Below are 21,362 nucleotides of genomic sequence, written 5' to 3'. Positions count from 1 at the left end.
TGTCGGTGCGCCCGCCTAGCCTGTCCCCGTGGTCGCCCCTCCCCGCCTGAACCGCCTCACCGTGGCCGCGGCCGCCGACCGCTACCTCGCATCGGTGCAGGTGGAGAGCGTGCGCGGAGTCCTGTCCCCTGCCACGGCGCGCAGCTACGAGCGGGACGTGCGGGAGTTCGCGGCCCTGGTCGGCGACGACCGCGTGCTCGACGACGTGACCGGCGAGGACGTCGACGACGCGCTCGTGCGCTACCAGGCGAGCCCCGACGGGCGGTACAGCGACCCGGGTCGCAAGGGCGCACCCGGGCGGTCGGTCGCCACGGTCAACCGGTTCCGGCAGTCGGTGAGCCGGTTCTTCGCGCATGCGGCCCGGCAGTGCTGGGTCCAGGCGGACCCGATGCAGTGGGCGGCGCCCCCCGCCCGTTCGCGGGACCGCCTGCGGGTGGAGCGCACGGCGTTGTCGGCGTCGGCGGCGGGCGCGCTGCTGCAGGCGTCCGCGGTGGCCGACGCCCCCGCGGCCACCGCGGGGGCCGGGACACGCGCCGCACGGTCGGACCAGGCGCTGGCGCTGCGCGACCGCCTGGTCGTCGCGCTGCTCCTGGTCCTCGGTCCGCGCGTCTCGGAGCTGGCCCGCGCCGACGTCGCGGACTTCACGCGCGAGCCCGAGGAGACGCGGTGGCGGATCGTCGGCAAGGGCGGGTCGATCCGCACGGTCGCGCTCTCCGCACCCCTGGCGGCGGCGCTCGAGGAGTACCTGACCGAGCTGCGGCCCCGGCTCGCCGCCCGGCGGCCCGACGACCCGGACGCGCAGCGTGCCCTGCTGCTCACCTGGCGCGGCCGCCGCGTCGACACGCAGGCGGTGCGCGCCCTGCTCGCGCGTGCCGTCGAGCGGATGCCCGCCCCCTACCGTCGGCCGGCGACCCCCCACGCGCTCCGGCACACCACCGCCACGCTCCTGGTGGCCGAGGGCTGGGACGTCAAGGTCGTCGCGGAGCTGCTCGGACACCGGTCCATCGCCACCACCGGCGTGTACCTCGACCGGATCGAGGGCGAGCTCGCCGCGGCCATCCGGTCGCACCCGCTGTCGGCGGGCCTCGCCGGGCCCGCGACGACCGCGGCCGAGGCTCCGGCCGCCCCGGCGGGTGACATCACCGACGTACCCGACAGTTCGGCGCGCGGTGGTGACGGGGCCTGGCTACCGTGAGCCTCGTGCCGCCTCGCTTCCCCCGTCTCCGCAAGCCCGTCCGTGTCCAGATCGACTGGCCCGCCCTGCGCCGGTACACGACCCGGGGCGCGGTGCTCGCCGCGGCGGTCCCGGTGGCTGCTGCCGCCACGGTGATGGGGCTCGAGCGCTTCCGTCGGCACCAGTACCCGCTCGACGAGCCGTTCCCCACGGCCCCGCCGTCGTCCACCGAGATCGAGGACACGACCGCGACGCTCTACACGTACGGCGCGGACCTCTACGACGCGATGCTCGAGGCGATCCGCGGTGCGCAGCGGGAGATCTTCCTGGAGACGTACATCTGGAAGGACGACGAGGTCGGCCGCCGGTTCAAGCAGGCCCTCGTGGAGGCGGCCGCCCGCGGCGTCGCGGTCTACGTCGTCTACGACGGCTTCGCGAACCTGGTGATCTCCCGGCGCTTCTACGACCTGCCGGGCGTGCACGTGCTGCGCTTCCCGGCGATGCGTCCCGGGCTGCTGATGCTCGACGTCCGACGCTCGGGCCGCGACCACCGCAAGATCCTCGTCGTCGACGACGAGACAGCGTTCGTCGGCGGCTACAACATCGGTTCCCTCTATGCGACGCAGTGGCGGGACACGCACCTGCGCCTCACGGGCCCGTCCGCGTGGGAGCTGCGGAACGCGTTCGTCGACTTCTGGAACCGGTGGCGCGACCCCCGTCTGCCCGTCCTGCAGGACGTCGGCTCCCCCCTGTGGCTGCCCGAGCTGCGCGCGGCGCGGAACGCGCCCTCGGAGCTGGTCTTCCCCATCCGGGGCATCTACCTCGACGCGATCGACCGCGCCTGCTCGCACGTGTACATCACCCAGGCGTACTTCATCCCCGACGAGGACATCCAGGCAGGTCTCCTCGCGGCCGCGGCGCGCGGCGTCGACGTGCGGGTCCTCGTGCCGGAGCGGTCGAACCACGTGGTGGCCGACTGGCTCGCCCGCGGCCACTACTCGACGCTGCTGCGCGGCGGCGTGCGGATCTTCCTGTACCAGGGGGCGATGATCCACGCCAAGACCGCGACCATCGACGGGCGCTGGACCACGGTCGGCACCGCGAACATCGACCGGCTGAGCCTCACGGGCAACTACGAGATCAACCTCGAGGTCGTGGACGTCGGCCTCGCGGGGCAGCTCGAGGACGCGTTCCGCATGGACCAGTCGAACTCGCGCGAGCTGACCCGCGACGAGTGGCAGCGCCGGCACCCGCTGTCGAAGGTCGCCGAGCGGCTGATGTCGCCGCTGCGCCCCTTCCTCTGAGGGGCGTCAGCCGGCGGTACGGGCGCGACGTCGGGCGGCGAGCTCGTCGCCCTCGTGCGTGGCCGGCTCCTCGTCCTCGAGGGACTCGGTCGGCATCTCGGACAGGGTGCCCTCGATGTCGCGCCACACGCGGCCGACGGCGATGCCGAACACTCCCTGGCCGCCCTGGACGAGGTCCACGACCTCGTCGGGGGACGTGCACTCGTACACCGACGCGCCGTCGCTCATGAGCGTGATCTGCGCCAGGTCCTCGACGCCGCGCTCCCGCAGGTGGGTGACGGCGCTGCGGATCTGGTGCAGCGACACCCCGGTGTCGAGGAGCCGCTTGACCACCTTGAGCACGAGGATGTCGCGGAAGCTGTACAGGCGGTGGGTCCCGGAGCCGGTCGCGGGCCGGATGGACGGCTCCACGAGGCCCGTGCGGGCCCAGTAGTCGAGCTGGCGGTAGGTGATCCCCGCGACCCGGCACGCCGTGGTGCCGCGGTACCCGGTGGCGGCGTCCTGCTCCGTGAGGTCCTCACCGAAGAGGAGCCCCTGGGCGCCGTGCGGCACCGAAGCACCCGTGGGGACGCTTGCCTCACCGCTGCTGTTCACTGTGCCTCCTGGTGTTGGACTCCACGCTAGGACGCCCCCGGGGGGTCGTCAACGACGTCGGCGCCGAGCGGGACCGCGTGTCGCGCCGCCCTGCCCCCACGAACCTGTCCCCACGACGGGGCCTCACGCCCGTCCCTCAACCGTCGACCACGACTTGAGGGTTCGGCTCCTACGGTAACCGAGTCTGACCCTCGACCGGAGGTCGAGGGTCCGTCCGGGCGTGGCGGGCGTCGCTCGCCGGCCCCGGTCCTGGCCCGCGACGTCAGGGAGGGGCGTCGTCCGGCCGCTCGCCGCCGTTCGGGGGCGTGCCCGGTTCGTGCGGCCCCCCGGGGGCCGTGAAGTCGGCGGCGTTCACGTGGTCGAGGAAGTCGCGGAACTTCTCCACCTCGCGCTGCTGCTCGACGTCCACCACCTCGACGCCGGCGACGGCCACCACCTCCGCCGAGCAGAGCACCGGGCTCCCCGTCCGCACCGAGAGGGCGATCGCGTCCGAGGCGCGCGAGTCGAGCCGGGTGCCGTTCGACAGGACCAGCTCGGCGAAGAACACCCCGCCGTCGAGCGCGACGATCTCGACCCGCTCGAGCTCCACGCCCACCGCGCCGAGGAGGTCCCGCAGCAGGTCGTGCGTCATCGGGCGCGGGGTGACGAGACCCGCCTGCGCCATCGCGATCGCGGATGCCTCGCGCGCCCCGATGACGATGGGGACGGCGAGGTTCGCGGCGGCGTCCAGGAGCAGCACGACGATCTCCTGGTCGTGCTGCTGCTGCCGCACCCCGAGGACCTCCACCGGGACCATCGGTGCGTCGCTCGCGTCGTCGGGTTCCACCGATCCACGGTACGTCCGCAAGGTGCCGCACGTCGCCCGGGGGGCCCGCCGGATCGGGACCGCACGCGAAGGGATCGCGAAGGGCCGGTCAGACGAGGTCGCCCGTCCCCTGCCGCACCCACGTCGAGTGCAGGCGAGCGAGCAGCTCGCCCACCTCCGCCGCGAGCTCCGCACCCTGGGCGCGCGCCGACGGGGTCTGCTGGCTGCGGTAGGGCGCCACGAGCTGGTCCACCAGGCCCACGTGCCGGTCCGCCGACGCCCGCAACGACCGCAGGTGGCGCGGCTCGATGCCGTGCTCCGCGAGCCGGGCCGCGATCCGCACCACGTCGGGGGCGCCGTCGTCCAACCGGCTCCCCGCCCGGGACTGCAGCACGCCCGCGGACACCAGCTCCTGCACGAAGCGGACCGTCGTGCCGGTCGCCTCCGCGACGGTCTCCACGGTCCAGCGCCGTCGCGACACCTCGGCCGCGGCACCCGCGTCGGCGAGCCGTGGCGCCGGTCCGGGCGCGGGCTCCCCCGCGTCCATCTCGGCGAGACGCTCCTTGATGACCTTCAGCGGCAGGTACGAGTCCCGCTGCTCCGTCAGCACGAACCGCAGGCGCTCGACGTCGGCGGGGCTGTACTGCCGGTAGCCCGACGGGGTGCGCACCGGGTCGATCAGGCCCTGGTCCTCGAGGAACCGCAGCTTGGAGTGGGAGACCGACGGAAACTCCGGACCCAGCTGGGCGAGCACGTCGGAGATCCGCATCGTCGCCTGGCGCGAGATGCCCCGCGGCCAGGGTTCCGGCGCGCCGGCGGGCTCCTCGCCCTGCGCGGCCTGCGCCGCCGTCACGACGCGGGCGCCTGCGGGTCCCGCGGCGCCTGCGGGCTGGCGTGGAACGACATGCGGAACTTGCCGATCTGCACCTCGTCACCCGTCACCAGCGGCGCCGCGTCGATGCGCTCCCGGTTGACGTACGTGCCGTTGAGGGAGCCGATGTCCCGGACCACGAACCGGTCGCCCTCGCGGGCGAACTCCGCATGCTTGCGCGACACGGTCACGTCGTCCAGGAAGATGTCCGCCTGCTCGCTGCGGCCGGCGACCGCGCGGTCGGAGTCCAGCAGGAAACGCTCCCCCACGGCGCCGGAGCCGTACTGCACCACGAGGAGCGCCGAGTGCCGGGGCAGGGCCGCGACGGCGGCGGCCTCCTCCGCGGTGAGCGGGATCCGGAACGCCTGCTCCTCCGCGGGCGCGCCCACGCGCCCCAGGTGCGCGGTGGTGTCCGCGGCCGCCTGGTGCGGCGGGAGAGGGCGGGGGTCCGTCATCAGTCCTCCTGTGAGGTCGGGCCGGTGGGTCGGGCGACGCTGCCGACCGGGCCCGGGAAGCCGGTGGCCCCGGATGGCCGACTGTGCGTCCGACGTGCGCCGTCGTCCGACAAACCTACCCCGACCGGGGCACGGGCGGGAAGCCCGCTCACCGGCGGCCGGCCCGTCGGACCAGTCCCGACGCGCCTCGCGAGGCTGTCGGTCGCGCTGTCAGTCGCGCGCGCGCTCCGGCTGCGCGTACTCGGGCTCGCCCGGTGGCGTGACCGCCGTGATCTTCACCTCGTCCTCGCGCGCCGTCGACGCCTCCGCCCCCGCCGTACGCACCGTCGCGAGCGCGCCGCCGGGGATCTCCAGCGCGCGGTCCATCGTCTCCGGGTCGCCGATGACGGTCCACTCGTACGGGGAGGAGAGGGAGGTCCCGTCGACCACGATCGCGCCACCCTCGTCCTCGAACCAGGTGGACGTGACCAGGCGCACCCCGTTGAGCTCGACCACCTCCGCGCCCGCGTTGCGCAGCTCCTCCAGCACGTTGAACATCTGCGACGCCTTCAGCGCGCCGGCCGGGTCCTGGATCGTCACGCGCACCCCCGGGCCCTGCGCCGGCAGCCGCCCCGACAGGATGCCCTCCGACTCCGCACGCTGCTCCGCGAGCTCGAGCGCCGACCGCGCCTGCCCGGAACCGGACTCCAGCTCGTCGCGCGTCGCCTCCAGCCCCGAGACCTCGTCCCCGAGCTGCTGCGCCCGGTCGGTGACCTCGTCGAGCAGGCGCACCAGGTCCTCCTGGCGCGCGGACGAGAGCTGGTCCGACGCCGACTGCTGCACCTGCACCACCAGCGCGAAGCCCAGCGCCGCGCACAGCACGCCCGCCAGCACCTGGGATCGGCTCGCCCGGGGACGCAGCGCCGCCCCGAGCCGGCGCCACCCGCTCGGCGCGGCGGACGCCGCCCCGGCGCTCGCGGTCGCGTGCTCGGTCGTGTCGTCGACACCGTTCTCAGCGCCGGCCGGCTCGCCACTGGCCGGCTCGGGGGCGTCCGACTCCGGGGGGTCGTCCGTGCCTGCGGAGTCCTCGGAGTCCTCGGAATCCACGGAGTCCTCGGAGTCACCGGGGGCGTCGTCCGGCGGTCCGGGCGCAGGCGCGGGCGCAGGCTCGACGGCGAGCGGCTCCCCCGGCGGCTCGAGCTCGTCGTCCGAGTCGCCCGCACGGGTCGGCTCCGTGGTGGCGGCCGGCTCGGAGTGGCCCACCGCCTCGCCCTCAGGTTCCAAGGACGTGGCCGCCTCGCCCTGCGGGGAGTCCTCGCCCGTGAGGTCCCGATCGGTGGAGTCACCGTCGGCCGGGACGCCATGGGAGGGCGCCTCCGGGGGCACAGGCTCCTCCTGCGAGGCCTGGTCCTCCTGCGGGGCTGGGGCCTGCGGGGGCCCGGCGCTCGCGGCAGCCACCGCGGCGTCGTCCTCGACGGCCGACGACGCAGCCCCGGCGGTCATGTCCTCGTCGCCCTCGCCGGACACCACGTCGGGCGTCTCAGGCGTCTCAGCGGACTCGGGGGTGTCGGGGCGGTCGCCCTTCGGGTCGCTCATCCGCCGCTCACGCCTTGAACAGGTGGCGGCGGATCGCCGCCGCGTTCGAGAAGATCCGGATGCCCAGCACCACCACGACCGCGGTCGACAGCTGCGCACCCACGCCCAGCTGGTCGCCGAGGAACACGATGAACGCCGCCACGACCACGTTCGACAGGAACGACACCAGGAACACCTTGTCGTCGAACAGCCCGTCGAGCTTGGCGCGCAGGCCCCCGAACAAGGCGTCCAGGGCGGCCACCACCGCGATCGGCAGATAGGGCTGCAACGCCACCGGAACGGTCGGCTGCAGCACCAGACCGGCGATCACGCCGATCACGAGCCCGATCGCGGCGATCATGAGCGTTCCTCCTCGGTGTCGGACGACGACGTCCCCTGCGACGTCCCCGGCGATGTGCTCTCTCGTGTGCTCTGCGGTGCCCCCTGGGCGTCGTCGCCCGGCTGCGAGGACTCCCCCGCACCCGACGTCGACGCGTACCGCAGGGTCTGGTTCCCCACGCCCGGCAGCGACAGGTCGCTCTGCGGGGTCACGCTCGACTGGATCCCGTAGCGCGACCCCAACAGCTGCAGGTACGCCGGGGCGCCGGAGCGAGCGTACGCGGTCTGCAGGTCGTCGGGGTCGCCGATCGCGCGGATCGCGTAGGTCGGCCCCGGCAGCGGCACGAGGTCCACCAGGATGGCGTCCCCCGCGTTACGGATCGCCGACAGCGACGTCAGCCGCTGGTCGTCCACCGAGATCGCCTCCGCGCCCGCCGCCCACAGGGCGTTCACCACGGTCTGCACGTCCGCGTCCCGCACCCGGGCGCTCGCGTCGGGATCCGACTCCGACTGCGCGGCGTCGCCGTCCGACAGGGAGACCACCAGACCGGGGCCGCTGACGGCCGCCGACCCGCTCACCACGCCGTCGCGCTGCAGCGTCTGCAACAGTCCCGGGTCCTCGCTGGCGAGCGCTGTGTGCTGCAGCGCCTCGATCTCGTCGCTCAGCGCCACCGACCGGGCCTGGAGCGCGTCCACCTCCCCGCGCCGGTCCACGATCTGGTTCTCCAGCACCTCGCGCGCCGCCGCCACCTCGGCCTGGGGCGCTCGCAGCTGCCGTGCCGCCGACACGGTCAGCAACCCCAGCAGGGCCGCGAGCACCAGCAGGAGCACGACGGAGAGCCCCCGGCGCCCCGCCGGGCGCCCGGCCCGCGCCGCCTCGGCGCGCCGCTCGGCCTCCTCCGCGTACCCCGGGTCCAGAGGCTTCTCCATCACCTCGACCAGCAGGGTCATCGACTCGTCCGGGCGGCGGCGCGCCGGCGTGCGCACCGGCGCCGTCACGCCTCGCCCTCCGTACCCCGAGCGTCCGGCCCGGCGCTCGCGGCCCCCAGCAGGGCGCGCGCCTGCCGCACGTACTGGACACCCGCCACCCAGTACAGGCCGACGCCCCACCAGGTGAACGCCCAGCCCACGACGTGCGCCGCCGCGCCGACCACGCCCGGCATCGTCGCCAGGAGGAGCAGGGGGAACGCGTACAGCAGGGCGAACGTCCCGGCCTTGCCCACGAAGCTCACCGGCAGCGGGCCGTACCCGTGCCGCGCCAGCACCGGGAGGAGGCACATCAGCAGCACGTCACGCGCCACGATCAGCACCAGCAACCACAGCGGGACCACGTCCCGCCAGGCGAGGCCCGCCAGCGTGACGAAGATGAAGAGACGGTCCGCCGCCGGGTCCAGCATCTGGCCCAGCCGCGTCACCTGGTGCAGGCGCCGCGCCAGCACGCCGTCCAGCCAGTCCGTGAACCCGGAGAAGGCCAGGACGGCGAGGGCCCACACGTCCTCGCCCACCACGATCAGCACCGCGAACACCGGCACCAGCGCCAGGCGCAGCAAGCTCACCAGGTTCGGGATCGTGAAGACCCGGCTGCTGATCTCCTGGCCCTCCTGCACGGGGCACATCCTACGCACGCGCCCTGCGCCCAGTGGCCGAACTCACCGGCACCCGCCGGACCTCATCCGGCACCGGCCGGTAGACTGGGGGCACCTTCGGAGTTCGTCGTGCCTCCCGCGTGTTCGTTGTGCCCCGCTCAGAGCGGGGCTGGTGTGTGTCCGGGACCGAGCGACCGCCCCGCCGCCCCTGGCGGTGCAGGACTCCTCCCCCACCACCCACAGAACGGTGACCGCTCTTGAGCACCCCTGACTCCACCCTGCCCACCGAGCAGAACACCGGGCAGGACCCGACGTTCGCCGACCTCGGCCTCCCCGCACCGCTGCAGGCCGCCGTCGACGACCTCGGGTTCACGACGCCCTCGCCCATCCAGGCGCGCGCCATCCCCGAGCTCCTCGCCGGCCGCGACATCACCGGCGTCGCCCAGACCGGCACCGGCAAGACCGCCGCCTTCGGCATCCCGCTGCTCGCCGCCCTCGACCCGGACGCCTCCGTCGCGGGCGGGCACGTGCAGGCTCTCGTCCTCGCCCCCACCCGCGAGCTCGCGCTCCAGGTCGCCGAGGCCGTCGAGTCCTTCGCCACCCACCTGCCCGGGGTGCGCGTCACCTCCGTGTACGGCGGCTCCCCCTACCAGCCCCAGCAGCGCGCCCTGCGCGACGGCGTGCACGTCGTCGTCGGCACCCCCGGCCGCGTCATGGACCACATGGAGCGCGGCACCCTCTCCCTCGACGGCGTCAAGTTCCTCGTCCTCGACGAGGCCGACGAGATGCTCCGCATGGGCTTCGCCGAGGACGTCGAGACGATCTTCGGCCAGGCCCCCGCGAAGCGGCAGGTCGCCCTGTTCTCCGCGACCATGCCGCCCGCCATCCGCGCCGTCGCCGAGACCCACCTCACCGACCCCGTCGCGATCGCAGTCTCCCGGCAGTCGTCCACCGTGTCGACCGTCGAGCAGACCTACGCCGTCGTGCCCTTCCGGCACAAGATCGGCTCCCTGGTCCGGGTGCTCGCCACCTCCGACGCCGACGCCACCATCGTCTTCACCCGCACCCGCAAGGACGCCGAGGAGGTCGGCGCCGCCCTGGTCGAGCGCGGCACCTCCGCCGCCACCATCTCCGGCGACGTCGCCCAGAAGGAGCGCGAGAAGATCGTCGAGCGCCTCAAGTCCGGCGCCCTCGACGTGCTCGTCGCCACCGACGTCGCCGCCCGCGGCCTCGACGTCGACCGCATCGGCCTCGTCGTCAACTTCGACATCCCCCGCGAGCCCGAGGCCTACGTGCACCGCATCGGCCGCACCGGCCGCGCGGGGCGCACCGGCCGCGCCCTGTCGTTCGTCACGCCCCACGAGCGCGGCAAGCTCAAGCACATCGAGCGGACCATCCGGACCACGCTCGCCGAGGTCGAGATCCCCTCGCCGCGCGACGTCTCCGAGCACCGCGCCCGCCGCCTCCTCGACGCCGTCGGCACCCGCATCGAGGCCGGCCGCCTCGACCTGTACACCCGGATGCTCCAGGAGCGCACCGCCACCGCGGCGGCGTCCGCCGAGGACACCGACGGCACGACGGCCCCCGTCGAGGCCGACGACGACGCCCTGCAGGTCGCGGCCGCCCTCCTGGCGCTCGCGGTCGGGGACGACGGCCCCCAGCAGCGCGCGGCCCAGGAGGAGCACGAGCGCGAGCGGGCCGAGGCCAAGGGCGGGCGCACCCGCGAGACCCACCGCGCCGAGCGGACCGAGCGGGACGGCGACCGCACGGGCCGCCACCCGCGCTCCGACCGCGATCGCGACGACCGTGGCCGCGGCATCCGTCGTCCCGCCGCCGGCACGCGCTACCGCATCTCCGTCGGGCACACGCACGGCGCGCAGCCGCGCGGCATCGTCGGGGCGCTCACCCACGAGGGCGGCCTGTCGGGCAGCGACATCGGCAAGATCGACATCTTCGGCAACTTCTCGCTGGTCGACATCTCGCGACCGCTCGACGACGCCGACATGAACCGCATCGGGCGTGCCCACGTCGCGGGCAAGGCCCTCCGGATCTCCGTCGACAAGGGCGCCCCGGAGCGGCGCGCCCCGCGCACGGAGCGGCCCCGCACCGACCGTCGTCCGGCCCGCACGGTCTGACGACGTCGGGCACCGGCCCGAGACACCGCGACGCCCCGCGAGCCGTACGGCTCGCGGGGCGTCGTCGTCCCCGGCAGGGGCGGGCGCGGTCAGGTGCGGTCCGGTGCCTCGCCGAGGCTCACGACCAGGGACCGCAGGCGCCGCGCCTCCGCCATCCCGCGCTCCCCGTCCGCCCGCTGGATGCCCATCACGGCGATCGTGCCGCCGTCGGCGAGGTCGAGGCGCACCCACGGGTCGTTCGGGCCCAGCCGGACCTCGACGATCTCCGGCCACGCGAGCGTCCGGGACCGTACGAGGTTGCGCACCCGCAGCCCTTGTTCCGAGGGCACCGCGTGCACGCCGCCGAGCCGCCACAGCAGCCAGGTGACGCCCAGCGCGAAGACCACGAACGAGATCTTGTTCACCGCGGCCGCGCCCATCGGCCCGTTCGAGCCGAGCCCGACCACCACGCTGCCGACCGCGGCGACCACCCACACGAACCAGGCCGAGACCTGGCCCCACAGCGGCCGGAAGGTGCGGAAGCGTGACGCGCTCATGCCCACCACGCTGCCACCGCCCGCACGTGCTCGACAGGTCGGCGGGCGCCGACCCGCCGGGTCACAGCCGGCTGGCGTGGATGGAGGTCACGATGATGCCGCGCGCCCCCACCTCGTACAGCGCGTCCATCACGCGGTTGGTCTCCGAGCGCTTCACCATCGACCGCACCGCCGCCGACTCGCCGTTGTGCAGCGGCGACACGGTGGGCGACTCGAAGCCGGGCGTCACCGCCACCGCGGCGTCGACGAGTTCCATCGGCACGTCGTAGTCCATGAGCACGTACTCGTGCGCGGTGATCACGCCCTGGAGGCGGCGGGTGAGCACGTCGAGCCCGGCCGGCTCCCCCACGTCGCTGCGTCGGATGAGCAGCGCCTCGGAACGCAGGATCGGCTCGCCGAACACCTCGAGCCCCGCCGCGCGCAGCGTCGTGCCCGTCTCGACGACGTCCGCGATGACGTCCGCGACGCCCAGGCGCACGGAGCTCTCCACCGCGCCGTCGAGGTGCACCACGGCCGACGGCTCGATCCCTCGCTCGCGCAGGTACGAGCGGACCAGGGTGTCGTACGACGACGCCACCCGGCGGCCGGCGATCTGGTCGACGTCGGTGATCGTGCCCGCCGGCGCCGCGAAGCGGAACGTCGACGCGGCGAAGCCCAGCGGCAGGTGCTCGACGGCGTCGGCGCCAGAGTCGAGCAGCAGGTCGCGGCCGGTGATGCCGACGTCGACGGTGCCGGAGCCGACGTACACCGCGACGTCGCGGGGGCGCAGGAAGAAGAACTCGGCCCCGTTGTCGGGGTCGGCGAGCACGAGCTCGCGGGTGTCTCGACGCTGGCGGTAGCCGGCCTCGCGCAGCATGTCGGAGGCCGGGACGGAGAGGGAGCCCTTGTTGGGGACGGCGATACGGAGCACTGCGGTTACCTCGTTCTGATCAGGACGGGACGTGTCGGGCGGCAGGGCGCGCGCGACGGACGACGGGGCCGCACCGTGACGGTGCGGCCCCGGTCCGGGCGCTCACAGATGCGCGTACACGTCCTCGAGCGTCAGTCCCTTGGCCAGCATGAGCACCTGCAGGTGGTACAGCAGCTGCGAGATCTCCTCCGCGGCGGCCTCGTCGGTCTCGTGCTCGGCGGCCATCCAGACCTCGGCCGCCTCCTCCACGATCTTCTTGCCGATCGCATGCACGCCGGCGTCCAGCTCGGCCACGGTCCCCGACCCGGCGGGGCGGGTCGTGGCCTTCTCGGTCAGCTCGGCGAACAGGGAGTCGAACGTCTTCACCCGCTCAGCCTAGACGCCGGGACCCCGGGCTCAGGGCAGGGTTCCGGTCCTCGGGACGGCGAGCTCCGGGTGTTCAGGACGCTTGGCACACTATTTTTCCGAGAGTCGAGAGAGGTGCCGGTTGCGTGCCGAGCCGCGAGAGGTGCTCAGTGGGCGTGGCCCGACGCCAGCCCGCGCAGGGCCTCGATCTCCGCCGGGACGTCGGCGGCCCCGTACACCGCGGAACCCGCCACGAAGACGTTCGCCCCCGCGTCCGCCGCCCGCTCGATGGTGTCGCGCGACACTCCCCCGTCGACCTGGATCCACACGTCCAGCCCCGACTCCCCCACCGCCTGCCGGGCCCGCCGGATCTTCGGCAGCGTCCCGTCGATGAACGACTGCCCGCCGAAGCCGGTCTCCACAGTCATGACGAGGATCATGTCGATCTCCGGCAGGAGGTCGAGGAACGGCTCCACCGGCGTGGCCGGCCGGAGCGCCACGCCCGCCCGTGACCCCAGGCGCCGCAGCTCCCGCGCGAGGCGCACCGGGGCGTTGGCGGCCTCCGCGTGGAACGTCACCGAGGCCGCCCCGGCCTCCGCGTACGCCGGCGCCCAGCGGTCCGGGTCCTCGATCATCAGGTGCGCGTCGAGCGGCACAGGAGAGACCTGCGCCAACCGCTCGAAGACCGGCAGGCCGAGCGTGAGGTTCGGCACGAAGTGGTTGTCCATGACGTCCACGTGGGCGTAGTCGGCGGAGGCGATGGCGCCCAGGTCCCGCTCGAGGTTCGCGAAGTCGGCCGACAGGATGCTCGGGTTGATCAGCGCAGGCATGCGCCCAGCGTAGGCGGAGCAGCCACTACGCTCGCCCCGTGCCACCGCTCCCCTCCCCCGCCGAGCCGTCGCCGTCGACCGCGTCGACGGTCGCCGCACCGCCCGTCGTGCGTGCCGCCGTCGTCGGCGACCTGCCCGCCGTCGCGGCGATCCTCGAGCCGTACGTCACCGGCACGGCCGTGACCTTCGACGAGCAGGCCCCCGACGTCGCCGCCTGGCGACAGCGCCTCGTGGACCTCGACGCCCGCGGCCTGCCCTTCCTCGTGGCCGAGGTCGACGGGGCCGTCGTCGGCTACGCGTACGCGGCCCCCTGGCGGCCCAAGGCCGCCTACCGCTACACGGTGGAGGACACGATCTACCTCGCCCCCGCGGCCCAGGGCCGGGGTGTCGGCTCGCTGCTCATGACCGCGCTGCTGGAGGCCTGCACGCGCGCCGGCGTGCGGCAGGTCGTGGCGGTCGTGGCCGACGACCCCGCGGCGGCCGGCTCGCTCCCCCTGCACCGCCGGTTCGGCTTCGAGGTCGCCGGTGTGCTGCGTGACGTCGGCGTCAAGCACGGCCGCTCCGTGAGCACCACGCTGCTCCAGCGCACCCTCGCCTGACGAGCGCGCCGCGCGCCTCAGCAGGACAGCGCCTCAGGAGAGGCACCTCAGGAGGGCAGCCCGGCGCGCAGCGCGTCGGTGCGGGCCTCCACGGTCCGCCACGCGTCCGGACCCACGCCCGGGTGGGCGTCGCGGTCGATCTCCCCGAGGCCGGTGCGCAACCCGTCGAGCGTGGCCGCCACGGCACGCAGCGCGCGGCGGCGCGGCAGCCCCCACGACTCCCCCTCCGCGACGAGGTGCTCGGCCGTGATGCGGTCCATGTCGCGCTCCCCGGACACGTCCATCGCGAAGACCCGCGACGCGTGCACGTGGTGCAGGTGCATGGACACGTCGTAGGCCGGGGCGAGCGCCACGGTGCCGTCCTCGCGCCGCAGCAGCGACACGTTCTTCGCGTGGGCGTCGGTGTTCCCGACCGCCAGGTTCAGGGTGGTGAGCGCGAGCAGCGGGTCGGGCCGGGCACCGTCCTCGCGCAGCACGCGGGCGATCCTGGCGAGCGACGGCAGCGTCCGGCCGTGCTGGAACTTGCGCTCCGGGTCGCGGGTGTTGATGCCCAGGGCCTGGGCCGCGTCCTCCTGGTGCACGCGCCGCTGGCCGCCCGGCGAGGCCGCGTCGGGCACTCGGTCGTAGCGGGAGACGACGATCGCCCGGACGTCCTCGAACGTGACCACCTCGGCGTCGATCGACGTGAGGCCCACGCGGCGGGCCAGGTCGAGCGCGGCGGCCTCGGTGTCGACGAGGTCGGCCGTGGGCGAGCCCGCCTCGCGCGCCACCTTGAGGATGTGCGTCGTGGGCTGGGTGGGTGACGCCCGGAGCCACCCCTGCTCGTCGCGCACGAGGCCGATCTTGGGCTCCATGCCCGGCAGGGAGCTGGTGAGGTGCTGCGCCCGCCCCTGCCCGCCGGCGCGGGCCACGCTCTCGCGCAGGAGGGCGGCGACGCCCGCCTCGTCGAGACGCCGGGTGGGGCGCGACTCCGCCTCCGGCACGACGCCCGCCTCGACGAACGTCAGCGCGCCCACCGTGTCGCCGCCGTAGGCGCGGAAGAACGCGACCGGGTCGTCGGGGTCCACGCCCGCGTCCATGGCCATGTGGGCACGGACGCGCCCCTCCGGCATGAGGCCGTCGAGCCAGGCGGCCACGCGCGCCGGCGCGGGCCGCTCGTCCGGCTCGATCGGGAGCAGGTGCGACAGGATCCGCGCGCCGTCGCCCCAGCGCCGCGCCGCGTCGTCGTCCCACCCGAGCTCGACCCGCGGCGTCCCCCGCCCGAGGTCACGCGCGACGAAGCGCGCGATCCGCGCCCCGTAGAGCCAGGCGTCGATCTCCGTCACGCGTCCCGCCCCCGCTCCGCGAGGCGCACGTCGATGCCGAGCTCGTCGAAGATCTCGAACAGGCGCGTGATGTACAGGTTGTCCACGCCCGCCTCGACCTCGGAGACGTACTGCCGCGTCAGCCCCAGCTCGTCCGCGAGCGCCGTCTGGCTGATGCCGCGTCGGCGGCGGACGGTGCGGGCGAAGCGGCCGAGGTCGCGTGCGCTGCGTGCCGGCGTCCAGGGGCTGGGCTGCGTCATGTCAGGCTCCTGTTGTCGGATTATTCTTCCCGAACTCTCAGGAAGGATATTCCGGCATTCCAGAGTTTGCAAGGATCTTCTGACAGCGACCGGCGGTTCAGCGGACCCGTCGCAGCAGCGTGAGGTGCATCGCGTCGGTGCCGTGCACGTGCGGCCACAGCTGGGCGTCCAGCCCTTGCGCGCCCCCGTCGCCGGCGCCCAGGTCGAGCTGCGCCCCCGGGACGAGCACGCCGCGCAGCGCCGCACGGGCGTCGATTCGCTCGGCGTCGTCGCGGCGGCGGAGCACGTCGTCGACCACGAGCCGCGTCTCCGCCAGGTGCGGGGAGCAGGTGACGTACGCGACGACGCCGCCGGGGCGGACCGCGTCCAGGGCGGAACCGAGCAGCTCGCGCTGCAGCACGGTCAGCGTGCCGAGGTCCGCCGGCGTGCGGCGCCACCGGGACTCGGGGCGACGGCGCAGGGCGCCGAGCCCGGTGCAGGGGGCGTCGACGAGCACCCGGTCGTAGGCGGCGGGCTCCTCGGTGCCGACCTCCCGCCCGTCGCCCGTGCGCACGCGCTCCACGACGCCGCCGGGCACGGCGCGCAGGGCCCGCTCGACGAGCCGCGCTCGGTGCGGCTGCACCTCGTTGGCGACGAGGGTGGCGCCCCGCTCCCCCGCGAGCGCCGCGAGGAGCGCGGCCTTGCCGCCCGGACCGGCGCACAGGTCGAGCCAGCGGGCGTCAGGTCCCTCGAGCGGGGCGTCCGCGAGGGCGAGGGTGACGAGCTGGGAGCCCTCGTCCTGGACACCGGCGCGGGCGTCCGCGACGGCAGGCAGCGCGGCGGGGTCGCTCCCGCCGGCGAGGACGAGCGCGGTCGGTGCCCAGCGGCCGGGCTCGAGCCGCACGTCGGCGTCGTGGGCCTGCTCCTGGAGCGTGTCGGGGCCAGCGAGGCCGGGGCGGGCGACGAGGGTGACGCGCGGGGCGGTGTTGTCGGCGTCGAGGAGGTCGGCGACCTCGTCCGGGCTGCGGCCGTGGCCCGCGAGCGCCTCGCGCAGGGCGCGGGCGATCCACACGGGGTGGGAGCCGACCGTGGCGAGGCCGGTGACGGCGTCGGGCGCCTCGTCGGCGAGGCGGGTGAGCCAGTCGTCGAGGGACGTGCGCCCGACGGCGCGCAGGACGGCGTTGACCATCTGGGCGGGCCCGGCGCCCACGCGGTCACGGGCGAGGGCGACCGTCTCGGAGACGGCGGCGTGGGACGGCACCCGCATCCCCAGGAGCTGGTGCGCGCCGAGACGGAGCACGTCGAGCACCTCGGGGTCGAGCTGGTCCAGGGGGCGGGTCACGCAGCGGGCGAGGATCGCGTCGTAGCGACCGCGCAGGCGCAGGGTGCCGTAGGCGAGCTCGGTGGCGAAGGCTGCGTCGCGGCCGGCGATGCGGCGCTCGCGCAGCAGGGGCGGGAGCACGAGGTTGGCGTAGGCGTCGGAGCCGTCCACCTGGCGCAGCACGTCATACGCGGCCGTGCGCGCGGGGTCGGTGCGACGCCGGCGCTCGCCGGGCGCCTGGGCGCTGCGGTGGGTCTCGCCGCGCGAGCGGGCGGCGCCGCGCTGGCGGCCCTTGCTGTTGCGGGCGGAGTCGCGACGCTCGTCCCGGCGGTCCGCGCTCATCGGGCGTCCTGCCCGAGCCGCAGGGAGGCGTCACCGGCGTCACCGGTGAAGAGGCCGCGCGCACCGCGGGCCCAGTCGGCGGCGGGCATCGGCTTCTTGCCCACGGGCTGCACGTGCCCGAGGGCGACGGCGTGCGTGGCGGTCCCGACGAGGACCTCCTTCTTGCCGGCGCGCACCTCGCCCGGGGCGAGGTCGGTGACGTCGGGTCGCGGGGTGACGGGACCGAGGCCGAGGCGGGCGCCGGGGGCGGCGTCGAGCCCCGAGGTGGGGGGCAGGGTGGTCCAGGCCCCCGGGGCGGGCGTGACGGCGCGGACACGGCGGTCGACGGCGAGGGCAGGGTCGTCCCAGCGGACGCGGGCGTCGTCGGTCGTGACCTTCGGTGCGAGGGAGACGCCGTCGGCCGGTTGCGCCTGGGGGGCGAGGGTGCCGTCCTCGAGCGCGTCGAGGGTGGCGACGAGCAGCTCCGCGCCGCTGGTCGCGAGGCGGCCGAGCAGGTCGCCGGAGGTGTCGCGGGGGCGGATCGTCTCGGTGGCGGTGCCGAGCACCGGGCCGGTGTCCATGCCCTCGTCGAGGAGGAACGTCGTGGCGCCGGTGACCTCGTCGCCGGCGAGCACGGCGTGCTGCACGGGGGCGGCCCCGCGCCACGCGGGCAGCACGGAGAAGTGCAGGTTCACCCAGCCGAGCCGCGGGACGGCGAGCACGTCGGGGCGCAGCAGGTGCCCGTACGCGACGACGGGGGCGGCGTCGACGTCGAGCTCGCGCAGCACGCTGAGGAACTCCTCCCCGCGGGGGCGGTCGGTGAGGACCGGGATCCCGGCCTCCTCGGCCTCGAGGCGCACCGGGCTGGGCACGAGGCGGCGGCCGCGTCCGGCGGGCGCATCCGCCCGGGTCAGGACGCCCACGACCTCGTGGCGCGACGCCAGGAGGGCACGCAGGGACGGGACGGCGGGGTCGGGGGTTCCGGCGAAGAGCAGGCGCACCACCCGATCGTAGTCGGGCGGCGACGCGCCGTGGCTCGGGCGGGACGCGCCCGCCTACCGCCGCACGGGCAGCCCGAGGGAGCGCAGCGCGGCGCGCAGCGCCGGAGTGTCGGTGAAGCGGACGGCGTGGAAGCCGAGCTGCCGGGCGGTGGCGACGTTGGCGGGGCCGTCGTCCACGAAGACGGCGCGGGCGGGATCGACGTCGTGCGTCGCGGCCAGGTGACGGAAGATCGCCGGGTCGGGCTTCGCGAGCCCCACACGCCCGGAGACGACGACGTGCTCCAGGCGGGTCGTGGCGGGGGCGGCGCCGGCGGCGTGCCGGAACAGCTCGGCGGACCAGTTGGTGAGCCCGAGGAGGCGCACGCCCGCGGCACCGAGCTCCTCGACGAGCTCCGCCGAGCCGGGGACGGGGCCGGTCAGCGTCCCGGGGAAGCCCGCCACGTACTCGTCCAGGAGGGGCTGCAGGTGGGGACGGTCGTCGAGGGTCGCGCGGGCGTCGGCCCAGCTGCGGCCGGCGTCCTGGGCGAGGTTGAACGCCGGGAAGTCGATCTCCGCCATCCAGCCGGCCACCTCGGCGCGCGGCCGGCCGGGGAACGCCCCGTAGGGGTCCCACCCGACGAGCACGTTGCCGAAGTCGAGCACCACGGTGTCGACGGGGGCCCCGGCGGGGGCGAGGGCCATCAGAGCATCTCCTTCGGGTCGACCTGCACGCGGACCACGCCACCCTCGCGCCGAGCGGACCGGACGGCGAGGGAGGCGCGCAGCTGGGCGGCGAGCTCGCCCCCCTGGGCGAGGGGGACGCGCAGCACGGTGCGCACCTGGGGCTCGAGGGTGGCTCCGCGTCGCGGGTCGGCGTCAGGCTGCTCGACGGGGCCGAGGACGGTGTCGGGCCCCGCGAGCGCGACGCGGCCGACGACCGCGTCCACCGCCCCCCGGTCGCCGGAGACGGCCGCGACGCGGACCGCGGGCGGCAGCGCGAGCTCGCGGCGCTCGGCGAGCTCCCGGTCGGCCAGGCCCCCGGGGTCGTAGCGCACGAGCGCCCCGGTCGGGGCGGGAGCGGCGTCCCCGACGAGGAGCACCTGCCCGCCGGCGCGGGCGGGGTGCACGAGGGCCGCGGCGGCGAGCCAGCGGTGCAGCGCCTCCGTGGCAGTGGCGAGCCCGGTGCCCGCGGTCGCGACGGCGGCGTCGAGCAGGAGCGCGACGGCGTACCCGCCGTCGGCGACGGGCTCCGCGCCGGGCGTCGCGACGACGAGCGCCGGCTCCCCACCGACCCGGTCGAGCACCCCGGCGGGCGCGGAGGACGCGGACACCCGCACGGGCGTGCCCGCGAACGCCCGGCCGAGCTCCTCCGCCGTCCGGTCCGACCCGACGCGGACGGCGCGCAGCCGGGTGTCGCCGCACTCCTCGCAGCGCCAGCCGCCGGCGAGGCGGCCGCACCAGGAGCACTGCGGTGCGCTGCCGGTGCGGGTCATGCCGAGGGGGCCGTGGCACGCGGCGCACCGGGCGGCGGTCCGGCACCGCGCGCAGGCCACGACGGGCAGGTAGCCGGTGCGTGGCACCTGCACGAGGACGGGTCCGCGGGTCAGCCCGTCGCGGGCGGCCCGCCAGGCGGCGGTCGGCAGTCGCGCGGCCGCGCCCGGCCCCTCGGCGGCGAGCTCGACCGACGTGAGCGCGCGCACGCGGGGTGCGCGGGCGCGCAGCACGTCGCGGGGCGCGGCGATCTCGCGCGCCCACCCGGACGCCAGCAGCGCCTGCGCCTGCACGGTCCGGCCCGGCGACGCCAGCAGGTACGCCGCGGACTCCAGGTCGCTGCGCAGGGCGAGCACGTCGCGGGCGTGCGGGTAGGGGGCGTGCGGCTCCGCGAGCGTGTCCTCCCCGTCGCCCCAGAGCACGACGAGCCCGAGGTCCGGCACCGGGGCGAACATGGCGGCGCGGGTCCCGACGACGACGTCCGCCAGGCCGTGCCGGGCGCGCAGGAACGCGCGGTAGCGGGGTGCGGGGCCGTCGTCGGCGAGGAGACGCACGACGTCGTCGAGCCCGGCCTCGCCCAGGGCGTCGACGACGCGCTCGACGTCCCGGGCGTCGGGGGCGACGACGAGGGCGCGCCGCCCTCCGGCCACGGTGGCGCGGGCCGCCTGCGCGACGCCGGCCGCCCAGTGCGGCACGTGGGCCGGCCCGTCGTCGGTCGGCGGCGCCAGACCGGGCAGCGGCGTCCAGACGGCCCGCGGCGCCTGCCCGGCCAGCAGGTGCCGGCAGAACGCCTCCCCGCCGAGGTACGACTCCCACGCCGCCACGGAGCCCGCCGCCACGGGACGAACGGGCCGCGGCACCGCCAGGTCTCCGGCGGGCGCCCCGGAGTCGCTCTGAGCGCCGTCAGAGGCGTCCTGGGGGCGGTCCCGGGCCTCACCCGCGTCGTCCGCGTCGTCCGTGCCGTCCTGTCCCGCCTCCTCGACGGGCTCCGCCAGGGAGGCCAGCACCTCCTTCTCGACCCGCGCGTGCCGGGGCGGCACCGCGAGGCGCAGCACGTCGGCGAGGGTGCCGGCGTACCGGTCCGCGACGGCGCGGGCCAGCCGCAGCACCGGCTCCGACAGCACCGGGTCGGCCGAGACCAGTCGCTTGAGCGGCACGAGCCGCCCGTCGTGGTCGGACGTCTCCCGACGCTCCACGACGTAGCCCGCCACCTCCTGCGGCCCGAACCGGGCCCGCACCCGCACCCCCGGCCGGGCGTCGTCGGCCATGGGGGCGGGCACCAGGTAGTCGTACGGGCGGTCCAGGTGCGCGGGCTGCAGGTCGAGCACCACCCGTGCCACCGGCAGCTCGTCGGCCACGGGCGTCGCCCCCAGGGCGGCCTTGCCCGCCTTCCCGGTCCTCCCGGTCTTGCGGCGGCCCTTCGACCCGGAGTCGCGCGGGGCCGGGACGTCGTCGAGCCCGAGCAGCGCGGGCTGCTCGGGCTCGGAGGTCTCAGTCACCAGGCCATCCCATCACGCCCCGCCCACGAGCCGGCAATGCCTCCCATGGCTGCGGTGGCGAGGTATCGGGGACCGTGAGACGGATGTCGAGCGTGGTGGCAAGGCTCCTGCGCGCGGACGTATCCCTCCCGAAGTGGAGGGCGCCCTGGCGCCCGTGAACGCGTCCGCGC

22 protein-coding genes are annotated in these 21,362 nt (G+C 75.6%); 4 read left to right on the top strand and 18 right to left on the bottom strand.

Annotation, left to right across the window (positions count from 1 at the left end):
* The first annotated feature begins 28 nt into the window (after window positions 1-28).
* Together ACFQ8E_RS17730 and ACFQ8E_RS17725 are read left to right on the top strand one after the other, a co-directional pair.
* Window positions 29-1,195, top strand: a complete 1,167-nt coding sequence (locus tag ACFQ8E_RS17730) for a tyrosine-type recombinase/integrase (RefSeq protein WP_430551890.1) — start codon at window positions 29-31, stop codon at window positions 1,193-1,195.
* Window positions 1,196-1,200: 5 nt separating this feature from the next.
* Entirely contained in the window at window positions 1,201-2,478 is a 1,278-nt protein-coding gene (locus ACFQ8E_RS17725; protein ID WP_430551889.1) for a phosphatidylserine/phosphatidylglycerophosphate/cardiolipin synthase family protein, read from the top strand.
* Between the two features lie 6 nt (window positions 2,479-2,484).
* Here the strand turns inward: ACFQ8E_RS17725 and ACFQ8E_RS17720 are convergent, their stop codons facing one another.
* From ACFQ8E_RS17720 to ACFQ8E_RS17685, 8 genes are all read right to left on the bottom strand, one after another.
* A complete protein-coding gene (locus ACFQ8E_RS17720; protein WP_430551888.1) occupies window positions 2,485-3,072 on the bottom strand; it encodes a MerR family transcriptional regulator in 588 nt (195 codons plus the stop codon).
* Between the two features lie 262 nt (window positions 3,073-3,334).
* Entirely contained in the window at window positions 3,335-3,868 is a 534-nt protein-coding gene (locus tag ACFQ8E_RS17715; protein WP_430552014.1) for a bifunctional nuclease family protein, read from the bottom strand.
* A 118-nt stretch (window positions 3,869-3,986) separates the two neighbouring features.
* Entirely contained in the window at window positions 3,987-4,730 is a 744-nt protein-coding gene (locus tag ACFQ8E_RS17710) for a MerR family transcriptional regulator (RefSeq protein WP_430551887.1), read from the bottom strand.
* Window positions 4,727-5,203: an FHA domain-containing protein gene (locus ACFQ8E_RS17705; RefSeq protein WP_430551886.1), complete on the bottom strand. Its 477-nt coding sequence runs from the start codon at window positions 5,201-5,203 to the stop codon at window positions 4,727-4,729. The genes ACFQ8E_RS17710 and ACFQ8E_RS17705 overlap by 4 nt, the downstream gene beginning before the upstream one ends.
* Before the next feature lie 210 nt (window positions 5,204-5,413).
* Entirely contained in the window at window positions 5,414-6,778 is a 1,365-nt protein-coding gene (locus ACFQ8E_RS17700) for a DUF881 domain-containing protein (RefSeq protein ID WP_430551885.1), read from the bottom strand.
* Between the two features lie 7 nt (window positions 6,779-6,785).
* Window positions 6,786-7,118 (bottom strand): small basic family protein, encoded by a 333-nt coding sequence (locus ACFQ8E_RS17695; RefSeq protein WP_079575212.1) that lies wholly within the window; start codon window positions 7,116-7,118, stop codon window positions 6,786-6,788.
* Window positions 7,115-8,095: a DUF881 domain-containing protein gene (locus ACFQ8E_RS17690; protein WP_430551884.1), complete on the bottom strand. Its 981-nt coding sequence runs from the start codon at window positions 8,093-8,095 to the stop codon at window positions 7,115-7,117. Before ACFQ8E_RS17690 ends, ACFQ8E_RS17695 begins: the two co-directional genes overlap by 4 nt.
* Window positions 8,092-8,703: a CDP-alcohol phosphatidyltransferase family protein gene (locus ACFQ8E_RS17685; protein ID WP_430551883.1), complete on the bottom strand. Its 612-nt coding sequence runs from the start codon at window positions 8,701-8,703 to the stop codon at window positions 8,092-8,094. The genes ACFQ8E_RS17690 and ACFQ8E_RS17685 overlap by 4 nt, the downstream gene beginning before the upstream one ends.
* Window positions 8,704-8,939: 236 nt before the next feature.
* Between ACFQ8E_RS17685 and ACFQ8E_RS17680 the strand changes: the two genes are divergently transcribed.
* Window positions 8,940-10,817 carry a DEAD/DEAH box helicase gene (locus ACFQ8E_RS17680; protein ID WP_430551882.1) on the top strand — a complete coding sequence of 626 codons (1,878 nt, stop codon included), beginning with the start codon at window positions 8,940-8,942 and terminating at the stop codon, window positions 10,815-10,817.
* A gap of 89 nt (window positions 10,818-10,906) precedes the next feature.
* On the opposite strand, the gene ACFQ8E_RS17675 is transcribed toward ACFQ8E_RS17680, so the two are convergent.
* From ACFQ8E_RS17675 to rpe, 4 genes are all read right to left on the bottom strand, one after another.
* The gene (locus ACFQ8E_RS17675; RefSeq protein WP_430551881.1) at window positions 10,907-11,353 is read right to left on the bottom strand and encodes a PH domain-containing protein; all 447 of its coding nucleotides are present in this window, start codon (window positions 11,351-11,353) and stop codon (window positions 10,907-10,909) included.
* A 61-nt stretch (window positions 11,354-11,414) separates the two neighbouring features.
* Window positions 11,415-12,263 carry an ATP phosphoribosyltransferase gene (gene hisG, locus ACFQ8E_RS17670; protein WP_430551880.1) on the bottom strand — a complete coding sequence of 283 codons (849 nt, stop codon included), beginning with the start codon at window positions 12,261-12,263 and terminating at the stop codon, window positions 11,415-11,417.
* 102 nt (window positions 12,264-12,365) lie between these two features.
* The gene (locus ACFQ8E_RS17665; protein ID WP_079575216.1) at window positions 12,366-12,629 is read right to left on the bottom strand and encodes a phosphoribosyl-ATP diphosphatase; all 264 of its coding nucleotides are present in this window, start codon (window positions 12,627-12,629) and stop codon (window positions 12,366-12,368) included.
* 146 nt (window positions 12,630-12,775) lie between these two features.
* Entirely contained in the window at window positions 12,776-13,438 is a 663-nt protein-coding gene (gene rpe / locus ACFQ8E_RS17660; protein WP_430551879.1) for a ribulose-phosphate 3-epimerase, read from the bottom strand.
* A gap of 38 nt (window positions 13,439-13,476) precedes the next feature.
* Between rpe and ACFQ8E_RS17655 the strand changes: the two genes are divergently transcribed.
* Window positions 13,477-14,037 (top strand): GNAT family N-acetyltransferase, encoded by a 561-nt coding sequence (locus ACFQ8E_RS17655; RefSeq protein ID WP_430551878.1) that lies wholly within the window; start codon window positions 13,477-13,479, stop codon window positions 14,035-14,037.
* A gap of 47 nt (window positions 14,038-14,084) precedes the next feature.
* Here ACFQ8E_RS17655 and ACFQ8E_RS17650 read toward each other — a convergent pair whose 3' ends face one another.
* The 6 genes from ACFQ8E_RS17650 to ACFQ8E_RS17625 form a co-directional block, all read right to left on the bottom strand.
* Window positions 14,085-15,362: a type II toxin-antitoxin system HipA family toxin gene (locus ACFQ8E_RS17650; protein WP_430551877.1), complete on the bottom strand. Its 1,278-nt coding sequence runs from the start codon at window positions 15,360-15,362 to the stop codon at window positions 14,085-14,087.
* A complete protein-coding gene (locus tag ACFQ8E_RS17645; protein WP_430551876.1) occupies window positions 15,359-15,601 on the bottom strand; it encodes a helix-turn-helix transcriptional regulator in 243 nt (80 codons plus the stop codon). The genes ACFQ8E_RS17650 and ACFQ8E_RS17645 overlap by 4 nt, the downstream gene beginning before the upstream one ends.
* Before the next feature lie 97 nt (window positions 15,602-15,698).
* Window positions 15,699-17,243 (bottom strand): RsmB/NOP family class I SAM-dependent RNA methyltransferase, encoded by a 1,545-nt coding sequence (locus ACFQ8E_RS17640; RefSeq protein ID WP_430551875.1) that lies wholly within the window; start codon window positions 17,241-17,243, stop codon window positions 15,699-15,701.
* Window positions 17,240-18,223, bottom strand: a complete 984-nt coding sequence (fmt, locus tag ACFQ8E_RS17635; protein WP_430551874.1) for a methionyl-tRNA formyltransferase — start codon at window positions 18,221-18,223, stop codon at window positions 17,240-17,242. Before fmt ends, ACFQ8E_RS17640 begins: the two co-directional genes overlap by 4 nt.
* 54 nt (window positions 18,224-18,277) lie before the next feature.
* Window positions 18,278-18,904, bottom strand: a complete 627-nt coding sequence (locus ACFQ8E_RS17630) for an HAD family hydrolase (RefSeq protein ID WP_430551873.1) — start codon at window positions 18,902-18,904, stop codon at window positions 18,278-18,280.
* Complete coding sequence (locus tag ACFQ8E_RS17625) at window positions 18,904-21,192, bottom strand: primosomal protein N' (protein ID WP_430551872.1); 2,289 nt, start codon at window positions 21,190-21,192, stop codon at window positions 18,904-18,906. The genes ACFQ8E_RS17630 and ACFQ8E_RS17625 overlap by 1 nt, the downstream gene beginning before the upstream one ends.
* Between the last annotated feature and the right edge of the window lie 170 nt (window positions 21,193-21,362).

Source organism: Isoptericola sp. NPDC056573, from assembly GCF_042793335.1.
Classification (GTDB): Bacteria; Actinomycetota; Actinomycetes; order Actinomycetales; family Cellulomonadaceae; genus Isoptericola.
Note: the sequence above shows the minus strand (reverse complement) of the source record. Positions and strands in the feature narration are given on the sequence as shown.